This window comes from Acidianus manzaensis (assembly GCF_002116695.1).
Taxonomy (GTDB): domain Archaea; phylum Thermoproteota; class Thermoprotei_A; order Sulfolobales; family Sulfolobaceae; genus Acidianus; species Acidianus manzaensis.
In genome coordinates, this window is sequence record NZ_CP020477.1 from 1 (window position 1) to 17,419 (window position 17,419).

Consider the following 17,419-nt stretch of genomic DNA (forward strand, 5'->3'; position numbering starts at 1 on the left):
AAATTTTCGTCATTCTATCTTGCTGTTCTCTCAATCAATCTTTTGTTTTACGAAAAGTTGATGCTCAAAGAGGCTAAAAATTTTAAATCTTATAATAAGATTAAGGGAAAGGCTTGCTTCAAAACTAAGAATAGCTAAAAATTTTAAATCTAAAAGTTTAATTAATCCCATGTATCTATTTAACATTCATAACGACGATATGTACTCTATATCAGACACGAAAGCTTATCAAATCAAAATAGACGAAAAACAAATATCTTCTTTCATAAACAGATATATAGAGATAGAATACCCATCCCTTAAAGAAGCATTAGAAACTAAATTACCTTCAACCTTGATTAAAAGATTAATATCTGAATATGATCCAATAAGGAAACAAATTTATTTAACTAAAAAATTGAAACAACTCCTAAAGTATCATGATGAACTAACAAAATTAGGATTGAAAATAAAAATAGAAACAAAAGATAAACTACCCAGTGAAACTAAAGGAAAGATGGATAAAGAAGTTAAAGGCATACGCATATACTTTACTGACCAAGCTTACGATACATTACTCTTAGCTAGTGAAGAAAAAGGAAAGGATATATACAAAGCGAAGAACGGGATAATGATAGATCATACATTGGCAATTGCAGTTATAGACGAAAAACAATTACCTGAGTCTATCTCCTTATGTTATGATGCAAAAAATATGAAAATCATACTTTTATCCAGTACGCAATTCATTAATTACGGAACAGGTAAGTATACTGCACCTTGCGTTAGAGCAAATATAAGAGGAGTTTCATCATATAGAAAAGAAAGCGTGCTGACTATTGCAAATAAAATAGAAAAAGAAGGGGAAGGAGAGAGAAAAGAGAAGAAATCCATTAATCAGAAGAAGCATTCAAAAGATGAAGTAACGCAGTACTCAAAAGATGGATATGATTACATTCAATGCATCTTAAATGATCCTATATCTACAATATGCAAACAAATTTTAATAAGAAATGGAATACAGACAGACAAAGTAGATGAAATAACTTATTTGTTTTCTCCCTGCGTTTACGTTTACACTTCTGCTGAACTCTGCCTATCTCACATGCCATCTTACATTGCCTCTGACTTAATAAGATTTTTATATAAATAGATAGTAATTTGTGCAGAATTTGTGATTACTTAACACTGATTCAGCTGGCATTCCTAGTTGAGAAAAGAGCATTAATTTTCAGATAATCCACAAACTTAGTCTGTGAAGTATTTCAAAATTGAAGTTCTTTCTCTTAATCAGAACATTTCATAAAATTAACGTAAAGTATTCAGATAGTAGACACTACAAACTACTAGTACTTTTAGTGTGCTCTCTTATCCTTTTTTCTTATTATTATAATTAATACTATGAAAATTCATCATTTTTCACGTTTATGTTCAAGTTTTTTACCAGAGTTGATCAGTCAGAACTTCTTAATAAAATATAAATATATAGAAGCTATAATTTTAAAAACGTAATGCAACTTCTCGTGCATATTTTCACAGTATTATGAAAATGTCCTTTTATAAACTTCTTTTTTCTGACATCTTCTTATTATACTGTGAATCCTTAAAGGAATAACTCAAGCAATTCAATTTTAATATCTAAGATAGTTTGTGGATTTTCTGAAAATTGATATTCTCTCTATTAGGACTATTCATAGAATTATCGTATAGTTTTAAAATGATATACACGCACACTAAATCTAAGTTAGTGTATATTTGAACACTTTACTTTTTTGCTATGAGTTAATCAAGAGAAAAGCTTATTTCAGATATTCTCTCCACAAACTAAATCTAAGAAAAAATTTATAAGATATACCTAGAACAACTAGCATTTCATGGGTACCCATTATTCATTGGTACCCAGGAATTCTGCCAGCGATCTAAATTTAGGCTTCTCTTCAACCGATACGTAAGCGTATTCACTTTCCTTATCATCAAGCCTTATGTATCCTATTCCTCTGCTTTTTCCTTGACCTATAAAATATCCTAAATCTCTTAAGTATCTTAACGTCTCTTTCCATCCATTAAATATTTCATCGTCACCCCTTAGTATTACCTTTACATTCACTACTGGAGTTAGCACTATTTCTTCTGAAAATAATGATTTCTCTAAGTTAGTCTTTGATTTTCTATCTATAGTAACATGAGGCCTTACCACGGATTTAGCGTCTATTAAACTATCAGATATTGTTATTGCTCCCGCTAAGCTCTCCTTTTCATCATGATATCCGTAAATGTATTTAGCTGACTGACTCACTGACTCCGTTATCCTCCTAAACATCCCTTTCCAACTAGTTGAAGGTATAACATATTTATCCCTGAATTTTAACGCATAAATTGTATTTTCTCCTTCAATTTTAGTTCCTATTCTTATCCCGTTCGGAGTTAAGAATTTTAGGTTAAATAAACAAGCTTTCATTCTACCACCTTTAATAGTTCATGAAGATCTTTTATTGACAATAAGAAGTTCAACCCAGCTGGCCTTAAGTCCACATTTATTCTGTCAAGGTAAATTAAACTTCCTTCTTTAATTGAATTGAACACAGGCTTTTGACCTGAGTATTCATCTGTAGTAAACCAGCCTGAGTATATGCTAGTGTCTCCTATTATTGACTTAGCTGAAAGTATTTGATTTCCAAATAATTTTGTTACGCATTGGGAAAGGCAATAGGATAAACCCCCTTCTGATTCTGGGAATTCTACTTCCTTTACTTTTTGAATCTGTATTTCTTTGTTACCTCTATTCTTTCCCCTACCTACTCTTATCGTTTCTACTACGTCTATTATTTCGCTCGGTTGAGAAAGAGCCCACATTTCTCCCAGTTTTTTGTACTCGTAAGCGTACAGCATATTCGTAACTGAGGTAGCCTTATCTTTGTCAATCGCTACGTGCATTTCTATCGTTGACTCTGAAGAATACTGAGAGTATAAGTATTTTTCGTTCTCTTCCTTATTTAAAGTGATCAATGTCCCTATTTTTGGTTTTGGCGTTTCTTCACTCTTAAATTTCATGATCTCTTCTAAACTCTTTCCTTCTTTCATTTCTGCACTCTTTTTCTGCAATATTTCTTTCTCTTCTTCAAAAAGTTTAGATTTTCTAGATACTGCTGGTGAGAAGTAATGGGCTGGAGCTGAGCTTTTAGGATACGCTGGAGATACGTAATAGTTCTGATCAATTTTTCCCTTTTGATAATAATATTCAGCTAATATTGCTCCACGTAACGTGGTAGACGGAATGTAATCAGTTACGGAAAAATAATAATTCTTTATTTTTCTCATATAAGTAGTAGTATATCCGTCTATTTTCAATTTCAACAAAACGTACTTCGACATAGAATCACCATAAATAGTTTTCTAAATTAGTTACAATTTTTTTCATTTCTTCATCACATTTATATTTTTCGCATATGTTTTCAATTTTAAGATCAATCATAGCATTCCTTCCTAACCTCCATAGCCTTAAAGCGGACAAAGAGTAAAGAAGCAATTTAAGCATCCTTTCACGACACGAATCTCTGAAATTCACTTCTATTACCACTTCACTTTCCGGAGATATTGCTTCTTGCGAAAATAATCCCCCTTCCACTGCCTTCTGAGTTTTATCATCAATGGCTACTCTAGTAAATGAAACTTTATCCAATTTTTCCAAATCTGTCACAATATTTATGGTAAAACATCCTATATCCCTAGATTTTGGATAACCAAATAGTAAGCAGACATCGCAAGGTTTTCCAAGTTCTTTATGTTTTTCAGTTATTTCTTCTGGTCTAATCTTCCCACAGCTAGTATAATTTTGCGGTAAAAATTTATTTATTGCAGTCCTCATACTTCCCTTTATGGATGACGGCGGAATAATTAGATCATTTAATGAAATATCTGTCCTTCCTTCAGCTCCACCGCCTATCGTTAACGCAGTGTAATTTTTAATAAAAACTTTGAACCTCATAAACCAACACCTAACCTAAAAGTCTTTAACATGTAAAAATAATCTTGAATTGGAAGTATTTCCTTACCTTCTTTCTCCTTTATTTCAACGTACTTCCTCAGAATAAAACTGATCAAATCCTTTTCCTCCTTAGATTCAGCCCTAAACTTATACCTAAGCATATAAGCTAAAGTCGAAAGAAAATCATTCTCAAAAGAATATTCTACAATGTAATTTATGTAACCCAATTTCTCCCTAGTCTTCTTCTTACCTTGTTTCTTATCGTAATAATAAGATAACACATTCTTAAAGTCCATATAACCTAACATATTCAAAACTCCTTCAACATCCTTCAATTCATTCTTAAGCAATAAATATGAATTCCCATCTTCTATTCTCCTAACTACTCCGTCCGTCGCTAAAGATGATTCAAAAGTCAAACAAGAAATAGAAGTTTTAGGACTTCCTTCTATTTTAGCATCCTCCATCAATTGATCTACAGCCCTTATAGCAAACTGTATTGGATGATCAGGCTTTATCGTAAGTACACCAACCTTAAAAGTAAAACCAGTATACTCTTCAGCCCTCTGAAACATCTTCACAGCAAAAGGCAAAGAAATTATTGCAGGAGAAAAAATCAAAACATCGTCTCCGCCCAAATAGAGAACTCCAGATAAAATCCTTGAAGCAATATTCTCCTTATCCTGTTCTGACAAACTGCCTAAGTCTAACAACTCCTTCAACGTTTCATAAAACGAAGTCTTTATTCCATAGTCTAACCTAAAACTCCTATCAATATAATCAGAGAAAGTAATACTATTTCTAAAAATTTCCCCACCGTAATTTCCATCAGCCTTTATCAAGGATAAGTAAGTACTATCATTCGGATCCCTATATCCAGCTATGAACTCCATAGGATCTATATCCTTCCTAAAACTTTCAGGATTTATAGTATAATTTCCAACAATATAAGTAGAATTAACCTTAGCAGAAAATCCCCTGTTAATCGAAAGAGAGTTAACCTTATAACACAGAGAACATAACTTCATATTCTCGTTATTGATCGACACTATTTCTACAGCTGGTCTTATTCCACAGTTATCGCAAACCACGTGAAACCCTAGAGAGTAAACTTCCTCCTCCTCAGAGTTTACAACATACCTTTCAGTAGAAGAATAAAGATAAGGAGTAACCTCAGCAAAATTCCTAACGTAATTCCTATAAGCAAACTCAGCAATCCTAACAGAAAGCTTAACTCCAAATTCGTCCTTTCCCAAATCCCTTAAACTAGCCAACTTATTCTCTAAATCAGACCCAATATCCTTCCTCACCACGATGTAAGAATGTCCTCCATAACCACTCAGTAAAGCCTCGGCAGGAATCCTGGACTTTCCATTAGTAATATTGTAAAATAAATTATCAATGTAAACAAAGGAAGAAACTGTAGTCATGAAATCAACCAACATACTGGCAAAAGACATATCCCTCAAATTCGGAAAACTAGAAATAAACTTCTGAATACTTGGAAAATCTATGTAAACCAAATAACCTATAAGATCATTAGGTACAACCTTCGCGACATTAACCTTTTTATCGCTCTGGAAAACCTTCAATTCAGACTTTTTGTCAATCAAAGTACCAAGCAAATACTTAAACAAAGTAACGCTAAGCTCCTCGTACTTTTCCTTACCTAACTGATTAAAACATTCAAAAGACTCCTCCCTCCTCAGTTTATAACACTTCTCATCTTCAGAACCCTCCAAAGCCTTACCAATAATCTTACTTAACCTATCAGCGGAAGAAGCCAGTTCGTCAGCCTTACTCAGAATAGAATCGTAATCAGAATGATGCTGTAAAACTATATCCCTAACCCTGGTCAAAGGATCATAAATCTTATTATCTTTACCTATATTAGCCAAAACTTTATCCAAAATCTCCACTCCAGCCTTAACGTGATGCTCAGGTTCAAACAATTTCCCCAAATCGTGAAGCAAAGCAGCAATCCTCAAATAATTCAAATCCAGAGAAGACGCTTGAAGAAGCCAAACCAAAATAGAAGTCAACTGAAGATGAGAAGCCAAAGAAGAAACATTGTACCCAGGCCTAGTATCAGCAGGAGTATAAAGCAAAGCCTCATAAATTTCCTTTATAGAATTAATATAACCAGAAATCTGAGTAAGATTCAATTTCTTCCTTAAATCCTCTAATTTCTTCATCAAATCCTCAACATTCGTGTAATTAATCACATTACAATGCCTAGCAATAACATAAGTAAAGAAATATTCATAAGCAGTAGACAAATAATTACCACTCGACGGAGCATAAGACAACAACATCGGAGCCTTAAATATAAACGAAAGCAAATCAGCGTAAACATCGATAGCATGATCAGGACAAACATTAGAAGAAATATCAGCAAACACAGTCAACACTTGAACTACCTTCTCCTTCAATTCTTGATTCTTACTTTCATCAACAAACCTAACTTTTAATTCAGGAACTAGAAGCTTTCCCCTCATAATTCACCACCATATACAAATATTCCAATTCCTTTCCATTTACCTTAACAGAAATCTTTTTTTCATCGTTTATCACAGCATCAGCCAAAAACAAACACTCCTCCCCATTAAAAGAAAGAGACAAATCCCTCTTAACACAGATCTTCCTTTCCACCATTCCTACCAATCCTCCTTAAAATCTCTTGGCCTATATTTAGTTTGAAAAGCTTGAATAGAAGAGATAACATCAGAAGAATTGACAGCACCAATAGAAAAAGTAACCCTACCAAACCTCTTATCCTCATACTTAAATCTTCCCAAAAGCTGAACCTTACTTAAGACTCTCCCATTCTGAACCCTAATCCCAAAACCATAAAACAACATTCCTAACTCCTCCTTACTTAAAGAATTATAGACAACCTTTCCAGAAAACCTAGCACCCTTTTTAGCAACCTCATATCCAACATTACTTATCTTAATTACGTCAGTCTTATCACTGGATACAAAATCAGAAAAATTCACCCTACTAGCCAAACCAGAATTACCCAAAAGATTACACACCGGGCAAACATTAGGATAATCCTCTGGATCAAACCTATCACTCTTCTTATGCTCAGGTTTAAATATACTCTTATACCTTGGAGAATAATTACTTCCCCTGCTATCCACAATATAACAGCTACCAGGTATAGCTAACTCCAACCTAGTCCTAACCATCCCCTTAATAGTAGAACCGGGAATTACAGTCTTTCCCTCATAATGATTCATCAAATACATTTCCTGAGAAAAGAAATTATTAACCTCATTAGGTATATCACCTTTTAATGCCTGATCAACCAACTTATCCACATCAGAAATCGGCTTTAAAACTTCAACACTATACTCACCACTTCCAACGTGAAGATAATCAGAAACCACAGTCATTTCAACATTAATAATTCCACTAAATCCGCTCACTCTATTTCTAGGAGTATACTCACTCCTTTGGATATGGGATTGAGACACTTTCAAACGCCTCTACAAATTTTTTCATTTGTTCAAAAAAATTGTTAAAATCTTTCTCCTTGACGTGGGTAATTTCAACCGGTTTATCCTCATCCCCAATCTTATTATCTCCCTGAGAAGTGAAAGACAAATTCTCAAATCTAACGAAACCAAAACCCCTAGTCTTAAGTCCACCTAACTGAACATACTCATCATTAATATTCTTCATAATTTTAATTAAATATCCAATAGCATAATTAGGCAAATTATATCCTATTAATTTAAAAGGAAAAACCGAACCAGGCTCTACAAATTCAACAGTGAGCAAAGCCCTACGAGCAGCTGCCCCATCCTCCCTACTAATAGCTACCATAGTCCTTACCCCTAGAGTGTAAGAAGAAGACACTGAATCCAAAAACCTAACAGAACCAATAACACTCATAGTCCCAAACAATTTACAGTTCAAGCAAGTGTAATCCCAAAACGTCTTTAAAGCCTCTTCAACTTTCTCCTCCTTTATCAATCTCTGAAAATAATCCGCCTTTCTTTTATTATTTAAACAGTAATCCCTACCTACTCCAGAACAAACTTTGACATTCCTTGACCTCAATATCCTTTCTCCAGTAGACCTAAAAACTCCCTTCCAAGAAGAACCTGGAATGACAGGATTACCCAGAACGTCCTTTAAAACCTCATCCCTAGCCAAGCTAGAAGGAGAAAAATTAGCCTTCCCACCACCAATCCTTAAAGGAGCCGTATTTATCACATTACCCTCAATTATTACAGTCCTTTTTAAAACATCCTTTCTAGCAAAAGTATAATCTACCATGACGAAATCAACTCCTTCAAATCCTTTTCAGAACTTGACGAAAGAGTACGAAAAGAAACCCTACCTTCCACCAATTTAACCAAACCATAACCCACACTTTTCCTTCCTCCCACGAATACGCCATCGTTAACTAAAGTCTTCAAAAGATAACGCATAACCTCCACAGCCTTATTCTTCCATTCTTCTTTTTCTCCATTTATTATATCTAAATTATTTATTATCATGTTAAATTTAAAAGAAGCTCCAGGATCTACAAAATCCAAAGTATATAAATGACCAGCGTGTTGACCTCCAAAAACCCTATTTATTGTAACCATAGTACGCATAGAAATTGAATAATTACCCTCAATCACAGCGTCAAATAAGAAAACCCTAGACGAAATATCGTGAAAACCAAAAAGAATACAAGGAATACAGTAAATCCTCTTATTATTAACTTCCTTACAACTTGGCTCCTCCCTTTCTTTAAGATCATAAACCTTGTAAATTACATTATTTTCTCCCTCATTATTTTCTCCCTTATTCGTTTCCTGACTCCTCATATAAGCCTCAGCCAAACTACGCAAAACTCCCTTCAGAGTTGACCCAGGAATAACAGGCTTATCTCCCAGAGTTAATACAGGGTTATCAGTCAGCGAAGTAAACACTTGAGCCCTCCCTGAACCAATCCTCAGCGGAGTCTCATTCCTAAGAATACCTTCAATCCTCGTAGTCGAAACTATCCTATCCAAATCATAACAATCTGACATTAACTCACCTGGATAGAACTTCAACCACTCCTTTAAAATCCTTTACCTTAGAAATCTCAGCCTTCTTATTTCTTGCCTCCTCAGTATCTAAAGCCTCGTACAACCACTTAAAATAACCTAACAGCTCCAACGCCTCCTCTAGCTTCTTCCCTTTCAACTTAGATAAAAGAAGTTTACCAGTGTTTTGATCTATTTCACCCCTACGCATTTGCCTCATAATGTACAACAAAAGCTCATTTACATTCTTTCTAGATTGTAAAAAAATTTAACAAATTATTTACAGTACTACTGCTCACTTTTCCGAACGTAGTAGCAGAAATACCAATTTCTGTTGCTTCGTCCAATAAAGATTTATTCTGAGACACAATATTATTAGTAAAGAACATTTTTATAAAGATTATCCATTTACATGTTTGAAACAAACATAAAAACTAACTTAACTTTAAAGAAAACATGATCCATGAAATTTAAATCCGTTCATTACAACTTGAGCCAATCCCCTCATGTTTTTAAGATTTCTTTATATAGCCTTTCAATTTAATACTTAATTAAAAGGAAGGGATAAGCCCGTATTATTAAATCCACATTATAAAAGTAAGAATCACGCTAGTTTGTGGATCACATGAAAATTGAGGAGATACTAGTAGTATGTCTCATTTGAAAACTAGACGATAATTCTATGAATGATCCTAATAGAGAGAATAGCCTCAATTTCCAGATATTCCACAAACTACAATCTGGAAATCAATTTGCTCCAGACATAAGTGAATAAACGAGCTATTGAACTTACAATCCCCTACTGAATTATTCTTTTTTATTACGATCTTCAAGATTTGAATCGTTATGTCTTTCAATTTTTACAGGATTATTCAAAGAACAGAATCACTAGATGAATGAATTTCGGAAGTATACTTTTAATTCTATACTTGATTGATCCTAATTATTGTCCCAGCCGTAATAGCATACAAGATATATTGTTTTCAATTCCCTAAAGGATTAATCCTCATCATAGTCCCTGCAGTCATCGCGTATAAGATGTATAGCTTTCAATTCCCTAAAGGATTAATCACTTAGCCCGTTGATAAAACCAACCCGAGGACACCCAAGCTTTCAATTCCCTAAAGGATTAATCAATGGGAGTTAGGGCTAATTGCCTCTAGCCCGTATGTCCACGCACTTTCAATTCCCTAAAGGATTAATCTTATTATGAAATTTTAGAAGGTAAATCATATTGGGTTAGCTTTCAATTCCCTACAGGATTAATCCGGGAAAATATCAAATTAATGTGCTATCTTATACTACTTCTTTCAATTCCCTACAGGATTAATCAAGAAGAACTAAGGTGGCAGAATGATCCAGTAAATAATTGCTTTCAATTCCCTACAGGATTAATCATCATTTTGTATTTGCATTAAAAAGTCTATGTTAGAACATTCTTTCAATTCCCTACAGGATTAATCAAGAAATATGATTTTTACATTCCTAAGTTTAAGATGTATATCTTTCAATTCCCTAAAGGATTAATCTTATAGCGTACTGCAGTCCGTTGAATGATATCTACTACAGCTTTCAATTCCCTAAAGGATTAATCTGGGATACACAAATTCAATTTTCTGGGAGTCAACAATTCTTTCAATTCCCAAAGGATTAATCCTTTAGCGTACGCTTTTTAGCATCGTAGCATTTGATGAAGCTTTCAATTCCCTAAAGGATTAATCATGTCGGATCAAGATCTAGATGATCTCGTTAATTCAGTAAACTTTCAATTCCCTACAGGATTAATCAGAGTGAATCAACCGTTTGTGTGGAAGCTTATCGATTATCTCTTTCAATTCCCTACAGGATTAATCATCACAAGTTCTAAATGGTGAAGAATCAATAGAAAAGACCTTTCAATTCCCTACAGGATTAATCTGGATTTGACTCTGTTTTCCGACTCTGATTATCTATCTTTCTTTCAATTCCCTACAGGATTAATCAATACTAATAACTAAGAAATTACCATCAGACTACCTAAAATACTTTCAATTCCCTACAGGATTAATCCTTTTTCATGAAAAAGCAAATGATAAGTAATGATAATGTTACTTTCAATTCCCTACAGGATTAATCCTTTGACAAATTTAATAAGATTAATGACGAGATAATAGCTTTCTTTCAATTCCATAGTGGATTAATCAAAATATCAAGTTGTTGTTTTGATTCATAATGCTAAATACTTTCAATTCCATAGTGGATTAATCAAATTTTGGATGGCTACACACAATAAGCGCATTTGACTTTCAATTCCATAATGGATTAATCCTTAATCTGCCAGACTATGTCATCGCAGTAATTAATGCTCCTTTCAATTCCATAGTGGATTAATCAATAGAAGAAAGAGAATAGCAATCTCCATAAGATATATAAACTTTCAATTCCATAGTGGATTAATCTCAGTACGACGCTATCATCGCATCGTTACCAGTAAATTTGTATCACTTTCAATTCTATAGTGGATTAATCATTATCCCCGAAAAAAAGAGCAATTGCCTTTAGAATCTTTCAATTCCATAGTGGATTAATCTGGGTACAATTTTTCAATATAGTCTTTGAAAATATAGTCCTTTCAATTCCATAGTGGATTAATCTCACTTTATGATTTCTATCCTTCCATACTATGATATGTCTTTCAATTCCATAGTGGATTAATCACCATAAGAGACAACTAAGAAAAAAACAATAATTTCTGCCATTCTTTCAATTCCATAGTGGATTAATCCTTCTTTTAACTCTTCCTTATATACTATACCTTCACCACTTTCAATTCCATAGTGGATTAATCACATGGAAGGGATATAGATGTCTGAGAATTCTATAGAAAACTTTCAATTCCATAGTGGATTAATCAAGAACATATTCAGAAATTCAATTAACTGTAGAAAATCTCTTTCAATTCCATAGTGGATTAATCATAAACTTGTAAATCTAAGGATAAGGATTTAAGCTGTTCTCTTTCAATTCCATAGTGGATTAATCCAAAACAAACAATAGAACATAGAATTCATATTCTATATACCTTTCAATTCCATAGTGGATTAATCGTAACCATGATCCAAGTAGCTTCCTTAGAATATAAAGTTCTTTCAATTCCATAGTGGATTAATCGATCCCTGACTAGTTGAACTACCAGTTGTTGGATTGATAGTCTTTCAATTCCATAGTGGATTAATCTTTTCTTGTTTTTGTAATTTTCATTTTATTTATTTCAAACTTTCAATTCCATAGTGGATTAATCGCTTTGTGTTTTTTTCTGTGCCCCGCTTTGTTTTCGATTCTTTCAATTCCATAGTGGATTAATCCTTGAAGACTTCAGGATTACCTTCAAACCAATAACTACTTTCAATTCCATAGTGGATTAATCCGCCATACTTGGGCTCGATGAAACGGAGCCAGTAGGCATTACTTTCAATTCCATAGTGGATTAATCGAGTTCAAAACAGTTAGTGTCGGCAATATGACTATTAGTCTTTCAATTCCATAGTGGATTAATCATCATTTTTTTAATAGTTATATTTGTGGGAATTTGGTATTACTTTCAATTCCATAGTGGATTAATCGCTTTGTGTTTTTTTCTGTGCCCCGCTTTGTTTTCGATTCTTTCAATTCCATAGTGGATTAATCCTTGAAGACTTCAGGATTACCTTCAAACCAATAACTACTTTCAATTCCATAGTGGATTAATCCGCCATACTTGGGCTCGATGAAACGGAGCCAGTAGGCATTACTTTCAATTCCATAGTGGATTAATCGAGTTCAAAACAGTTAGTGTCGGCAATATGACTATTAGTCTTTCAATTCCATAGTGGATTAATCATCATTTTTTTAATAGTTATATTTGTGGGAATTTGGTATTACTTTCAATTCCATAGTGGATTAATCTAGAAGTCATGCAAAGAAGAATGGTATAGGTGGTGTAGCTCTTTCAATTCCATAGTGGATTAATCAAAGTACACAACATGGGGATATAGTGGACTAGACCATAGACTTTCAATTCCATAGTGGATTAATCCCTTCTTGTAAGAATTTAAGGATTTCATTCATACTACTTTCAATTCCATAGTGGATTAATCAAAATCTAAAACCATATAAAGATTGCAAGATTGTTATATTTCTTTCAATTCCATAGTGGATTAATCAAATAAGATCATTATTAAATCAACTAGAAAAAGAAAATGACTTTCAATTCCATAGTGGATTAATCCAACAATAATTGTCGAAATATATAGAAACCTATTAAAAATCTTTCAATTCCATAGTGGATTAATCGCATTTCAGGGTCTCGTAGTAGGAGGAACGAAGGCATACGCTTTCAATTCCATAGTGGATTAATCCGCCAGGAATGTTTCCTAGCGGGAGTTATTTATACCTAACCTTTCAATTCCATAGTGGATTAATCCTTTAACAAGCCCTTCATACCTTTGTACATAATTCCAACATACTTTCAATTCCATAGTGGATTAATCATTCCTTCGATAGAGAAAGTATAAACACTATGTTCAAGCGGCTTTCAATTCCATAGTGGATTAATCTTGAACCTTCTTGTAGAGATTATTATCGCTTTCTTAGAATAACTTTCAATTCCATAGTGGATTAATCATTCCAAATCCGTCAATAAAATTCACTCAGGATGAAATTCCTTTCAATTCCATAGTGGATTAATCAGGCACTGGTCAGCCTGCAGTAGAAGGACAACCTGTAAACCCTTTCAATTCCATAGTGGATTAATCAGTCTCATCGCAATCTGTAAGAAATTATCTCAATTCATTCTTTCAATTCCATAGTGGATTAATCATACAATCTCAACAGCTGTACTGTCAACATTTCCAGTCATACCTTTCAATTCCATAGTGGATTAATCACGACATTAAAAACGTAATAACACTATTAGCAGACAGCGTCTTTCAATTCCATAGTGGATTAATCGAAACATGACATTGAAACTGCTGAATACGGTCTTGATGAATCTTTCAATTCCATAGTGGATTAATCTCAGGAAGTCTATGTACACATTACGCTGACATACGCTTTCAATTCCATAGTGGATTAATCAGAAGAAGGTTGTAAAGAAGAAGTAGTATGTTGTAAATAACTTTCAATTCCATAGTGGATTAATCAAGTTTTTCGGTTAATTATAGATAACGCTACGTAAGTTTACTTTCAATTCCATAGTGGATTAATCTGCAATGAAGAATGTGTTTAGTTCGTCCATCAACCAGTCCATCTTTCAATTCCATAGTGGATTAATCATTTTATTAATCTCTTCTACAAAATACAGACAAACACCTTTCAATTCCATAGTGGATTAATCACAAGTAGAGTGGATATTCCACTCAATTTTTATCAGGCTTTCAATTCCATAGTGGATTAATCAATGAACAATATAAATTTCTCTCATACGAATTAAACTAACTTTCAATTCCATAGTGGATTAATCTCTTGGTCTTTTGATGAAAATTGAAGTTTTAGAAAGAACTTTCAATTCCATAGTGGATTAATCAGATTGGTTTTTTCCAGGACTAAGAGACATAATACATATACTTTCAATTCCATAGTGGATTAATCGAATTTACAACCTGCAAAAATTCCGTATCAACTTCTTCAGTTCTTTCAATTCCATAGTGGATTAATCAGTTTTGTAGTTTTCTAATTATATCTAATGCATTCTGATACTTTCAATTCCATAGTGGATTAATCACGCAAAAAACGAAACAAATTCAAAGTCCTTATTAATTGACTTTCAATTCCATAGTGGATTAATCCTGGAAAATTGTAATTTCGCGGCTGAAATTTCATTTAGATGCTTTCAATTCCATAGTGGATTAATCAAAGCAATACATTACCCTTCATTTCTGGAATATCATTTATTCTTTCAATTCCATAGTGGATTAATCATGATGATTGCGACAGCTGTACCGTTTTTCATATATTAAACTTTCAATTCCATAGTGGATTAATCCTTAATTCTTAAACTCTTTTTTCTCTTGGGTGGAAAAAACTTTCAATTCCATAGTGGATTAATCTCCGCCTCCCTTTTAACCTCATGCCCCAGTAAAAGCATACTTTCAATTCCATAGTGGATTAATCTGTTGGTTTTATATATCACCTATCTTAGTTTTTTCTTTCTTTGTTTATAAGTTTACGTGTTTTCCTTAGTTTTAGTTGCGACCGACTTCTCTAGTATTTACTTTTGCGTTTTTTGGTCGCATGGTCTTTTTCACAAATTGAAAGTAAAAATTGGTTTTTAAATGTAAGTTTTCTCTGATGATTTCGTTTTGGTCGCATTGAGACTCGAACTTTCACATTTTTAATCTCTAAATCAAATTCGAAAGTAACCCTTCCTGAAGTTTAACTTCTTTTTCCTAAATTCGTCAGAATACCTCAAAAACTTTATTATTCAAGTTCTTCTCTTCTGTTTTTTGTTTATTTTTAGGTTTTTCTGTGTTTTTATTCTCTCTTATAAATAGGCGTTTCGACGTGGAAAAAACTACGACGTAAACTTAAACACTTTTTATCTAGCTTTAAATCTAATATTAGATATATTATTTGAATATTTTACTCTAGTATGTGAGTTGTTCTACTTAGAAAATCTCGATTTCAGATTATGGGAATTGTTGGAACGCAGACACGAAAATTAGTATGTAATACGCAAAGAATTAAACGTAAAGAAATTATATACACAAAAGTTATTTACGTAAGCACAGCAATGCGTAAGTGCTTCTTTTTCATCTACAGTATCAATCAGTCTTGTTTTTTCACGTAAATATACCAATGTTAACTAACATTAATTTAGGGTTTATTGCAAGACACTTAGAGGATTATATAAGCTACAATTTAGATCGTATTATTTGTTGATTTTCATGACTGCAATCCAAAGTCTCAGATAGTAGAAAATTAACGAAAAAAAGAATGTCTAATATAACAAAAAATAATTGGCATTTCTATTTAAGACCAAAATATATAATACTATCCATTCATGGATTGTATGATGGAGTTTAGTTCTTTTCTAATTTTTTCTATTGATTTTTCTATGTTAGATAGACTTACGTCTTGAGACGATTGTTTTATATTCCCATTGCCATCGATTTGGGTTTTTGCATCTATTGACAGTCCACTGTGCATTATGAAGTTTCTATATTTTATTAGATCTGAGATCTTTTTCGTTATTGTTTCATTTACTCTTTCCTCGCATTTTCCGTATAATGTGCTTTCTTTAGTTTTATCCTCTGTGTCTTCGAATTTTCCTCCTCCGTTAATTTTCAAACAATACGCTATAGGATATTCTCTAGCTAAAGATAAAAACTTGTCGTAATACTTCACTTCAGCGTAAAGGTCAATAATATTTCTGAGAGAATCTAAGTCGTTGCTCGCCTTTATCCTGGATATTAAGCTTTTCACCGTTAAAGCAGAGTAGAAATTTGACAGTAGAATGGAAGTGAACTCTGACAATTTTGAATAGGAGTACCATTTCTCGTACGCGTCTTTCAAGGTCATTACTCTGTTTTCGAAGTTAGTCATCTCATCTTCCAGTTCCTTTAATTCTTTCACTGCATTCACTGGAAATCCGTTCCTTAACTCTGCTAGAAAATTCTTTATCCTGCCTGGATCGTGGGACTTTATTTTTCCCAATATATCAGAAATTTCTGGCATTTTATCAGGTCTAATTTCTTTCAATTTGTCTGAATAATCCCTAAAATATCTTTCGTCAACTTTCTTAATGGACTCTTCAGTCATTATAGAATCTTTCATTGCCTCAATAACGCCAGTTAGCTCTACAATGTTCACCTCTTGTTGCTGTCCAGGAGAGCCCATGACTGGGGCAGCGAATACTTTGGCATTAAACATTGAGGCCACAGTTAAAGAAATACTGGTTAACACGTTAGTCCCGTGAGTTAGATCTAAGATTATATCATAACCGTCATCACGATATTTTCTGAATATTGAATATATTACATTAAAAATGAAAACAGGGCTAAAGTTACTCGAATAAGGAACCCTGGCGTACTTATCATCTTTACTTTTTTCAAGGTTTGATCCATTAGCTTTTATAGCACTTCCAATACCAGTGTTTGGAATAACGTAAGCCTCTAAATTGCGTAGAAAAGCATCAATTTCCTCCTGGTTATAGTTCAACTTACTAGCCCTTTCCTTAATTAGTTGCGTGTAAGCATCCTTTAATTGGCCAGGATCTAGTTTATCTCCAGACGATATTAAAGAATCTGGCAATAAAGCCACTACCTTCTCTGGTTTAAAAATTTTATAAAGTGCATGAGCTGCAAAAAATGTTTTTTCACTTTGGTTAGAATATTTATAAGTTATTACATTATAATTACTTACATCCCCAGCTATATAAAATAGGACTTCCATAAAGAGATAA

At 33.2% G+C, this 17,419-nt stretch carries 10 protein-coding genes and 2 CRISPR repeat arrays; of the genes, 1 reads left to right on the plus strand and 9 read right to left on the minus strand.

The window, feature by feature from the left end; all coding sequences use genetic code 11:
* Positions 1 to 169: 169 nt before the first annotated feature.
* Entirely contained in the window at positions 170 to 1,132 is a 963-nt protein-coding gene (locus B6F84_RS00005; RefSeq protein ID WP_148690315.1) for a hypothetical protein, read from the plus strand.
* 732 nt (positions 1,133 to 1,864) lie between these two features.
* Here the strand turns inward: B6F84_RS00005 and B6F84_RS00010 are convergent.
* The 9 genes from B6F84_RS00010 to B6F84_RS00050 all read right to left on the minus strand — a co-directional run bounded on the left by B6F84_RS00010 (position 1,865) and on the right by B6F84_RS00050 (position 17,409).
* Positions 1,865 to 2,437 carry an RAMP superfamily CRISPR-associated protein gene (locus tag B6F84_RS00010; RefSeq protein WP_148690316.1) on the minus strand — a complete coding sequence of 191 codons (573 nt, stop codon included), beginning with the start codon at positions 2,435 to 2,437 and terminating at the stop codon, positions 1,865 to 1,867.
* Entirely contained in the window at positions 2,434 to 3,351 is a 918-nt protein-coding gene (locus B6F84_RS00015) for a hypothetical protein (RefSeq protein WP_236748983.1), read from the minus strand. The genes B6F84_RS00010 and B6F84_RS00015 overlap by 4 nt, the downstream gene beginning before the upstream one ends.
* A 4-nt stretch (positions 3,352 to 3,355) precedes the next feature.
* Entirely contained in the window at positions 3,356 to 3,964 is a 609-nt protein-coding gene (locus tag B6F84_RS00020) for an RAMP superfamily CRISPR-associated protein (RefSeq protein WP_148690317.1), read from the minus strand.
* Positions 3,961 to 6,462: an HD domain-containing protein gene (locus B6F84_RS00025; protein WP_148690318.1), complete on the minus strand. Its 2,502-nt coding sequence runs from the start codon at positions 6,460 to 6,462 to the stop codon at positions 3,961 to 3,963. The genes B6F84_RS00020 and B6F84_RS00025 overlap by 4 nt, the downstream gene beginning before the upstream one ends.
* A 159-nt stretch (positions 6,463 to 6,621) precedes the next feature.
* The gene (locus B6F84_RS00030) at positions 6,622 to 7,446 is read right to left on the minus strand and encodes an RAMP superfamily CRISPR-associated protein (RefSeq protein WP_236748984.1); all 825 of its coding nucleotides are present in this window, start codon (positions 7,444 to 7,446) and stop codon (positions 6,622 to 6,624) included.
* A complete protein-coding gene (csx7, locus tag B6F84_RS00035; protein ID WP_148690319.1) occupies positions 7,418 to 8,254 on the minus strand; it encodes a type III CRISPR-associated RAMP protein Csx7 in 837 nt (278 codons plus the stop codon). Before csx7 (B6F84_RS00035) ends, B6F84_RS00030 begins: the two co-directional genes overlap by 29 nt.
* Positions 8,248 to 9,003: a type III CRISPR-associated RAMP protein Csx7 gene (gene csx7, locus B6F84_RS00040; protein WP_148690320.1), complete on the minus strand. Its 756-nt coding sequence runs from the start codon at positions 9,001 to 9,003 to the stop codon at positions 8,248 to 8,250. The genes csx7 (B6F84_RS00035) and csx7 (B6F84_RS00040) overlap by 7 nt, the downstream gene beginning before the upstream one ends.
* Before the next feature lie 4 nt (positions 9,004 to 9,007).
* The gene (locus B6F84_RS14015) at positions 9,008 to 9,220 is read right to left on the minus strand and encodes a hypothetical protein (protein WP_236748985.1); all 213 of its coding nucleotides are present in this window, start codon (positions 9,218 to 9,220) and stop codon (positions 9,008 to 9,010) included.
* A gap of 760 nt (positions 9,221 to 9,980) precedes the next feature.
* Positions 9,981 to 10,595: a CRISPR direct-repeat array (repeat unit 25 nt; unit sequence CTTTCAATTCCCTACAGGATTAATC).
* 101 nt (positions 10,596 to 10,696) lie between these two features.
* A CRISPR array of direct repeats spans positions 10,697 to 15,129; the repeat unit is 25 nt; unit sequence CTTTCAATTCCCTACAGGATTAATC.
* 879 nt (positions 15,130 to 16,008) lie between these two features.
* Positions 16,009 to 17,409, minus strand: a complete 1,401-nt coding sequence (locus B6F84_RS00050; protein ID WP_148690321.1) for a TM1812 family CRISPR-associated protein — start codon at positions 17,407 to 17,409, stop codon at positions 16,009 to 16,011.
* Positions 17,410 to 17,419 lie beyond the last annotated feature (10 nt).

What these genes read in the sequence shown, in the direction of transcription:
- B6F84_RS00005 (WP_148690315.1), top strand. Translation starts at nt 170, where the DNA reads ATGTATCTATTTAACATTCATAACGACGATATGTACTCTATATCAGAC.
- B6F84_RS00010 (WP_148690316.1), bottom strand. Translation starts at nt 2,437, where the DNA reads ATGAAAGCTTGTTTATTTAACCTAAAATTCTTAACTCCGAACGGGATA.
- B6F84_RS00015 (WP_236748983.1), bottom strand. Translation starts at nt 3,351, where the DNA reads ATGTCGAAGTACGTTTTGTTGAAATTGAAAATAGACGGATATACTACT.
- B6F84_RS00020 (WP_148690317.1), bottom strand. Translation starts at nt 3,964, where the DNA reads ATGAGGTTCAAAGTTTTTATTAAAAATTACACTGCGTTAACGATAGGC.
- B6F84_RS00025 (WP_148690318.1), bottom strand. Translation starts at nt 6,462, where the DNA reads ATGAGGGGAAAGCTTCTAGTTCCTGAATTAAAAGTTAGGTTTGTTGAT.
- csx7 (WP_148690319.1), bottom strand. Translation starts at nt 8,254, where the DNA reads ATGGTAGATTATACTTTTGCTAGAAAGGATGTTTTAAAAAGGACTGTA.
- csx7 (WP_148690320.1), bottom strand. Translation starts at nt 9,003, where the DNA reads ATGTCAGATTGTTATGATTTGGATAGGATAGTTTCGACTACGAGGATT.
- B6F84_RS14015 (WP_236748985.1), bottom strand. Translation starts at nt 9,220, where the DNA reads ATGAGGCAAATGCGTAGGGGTGAAATAGATCAAAACACTGGTAAACTT.
- B6F84_RS00050 (WP_148690321.1), bottom strand. Translation starts at nt 17,409, where the DNA reads ATGGAAGTCCTATTTTATATAGCTGGGGATGTAAGTAATTATAATGTA.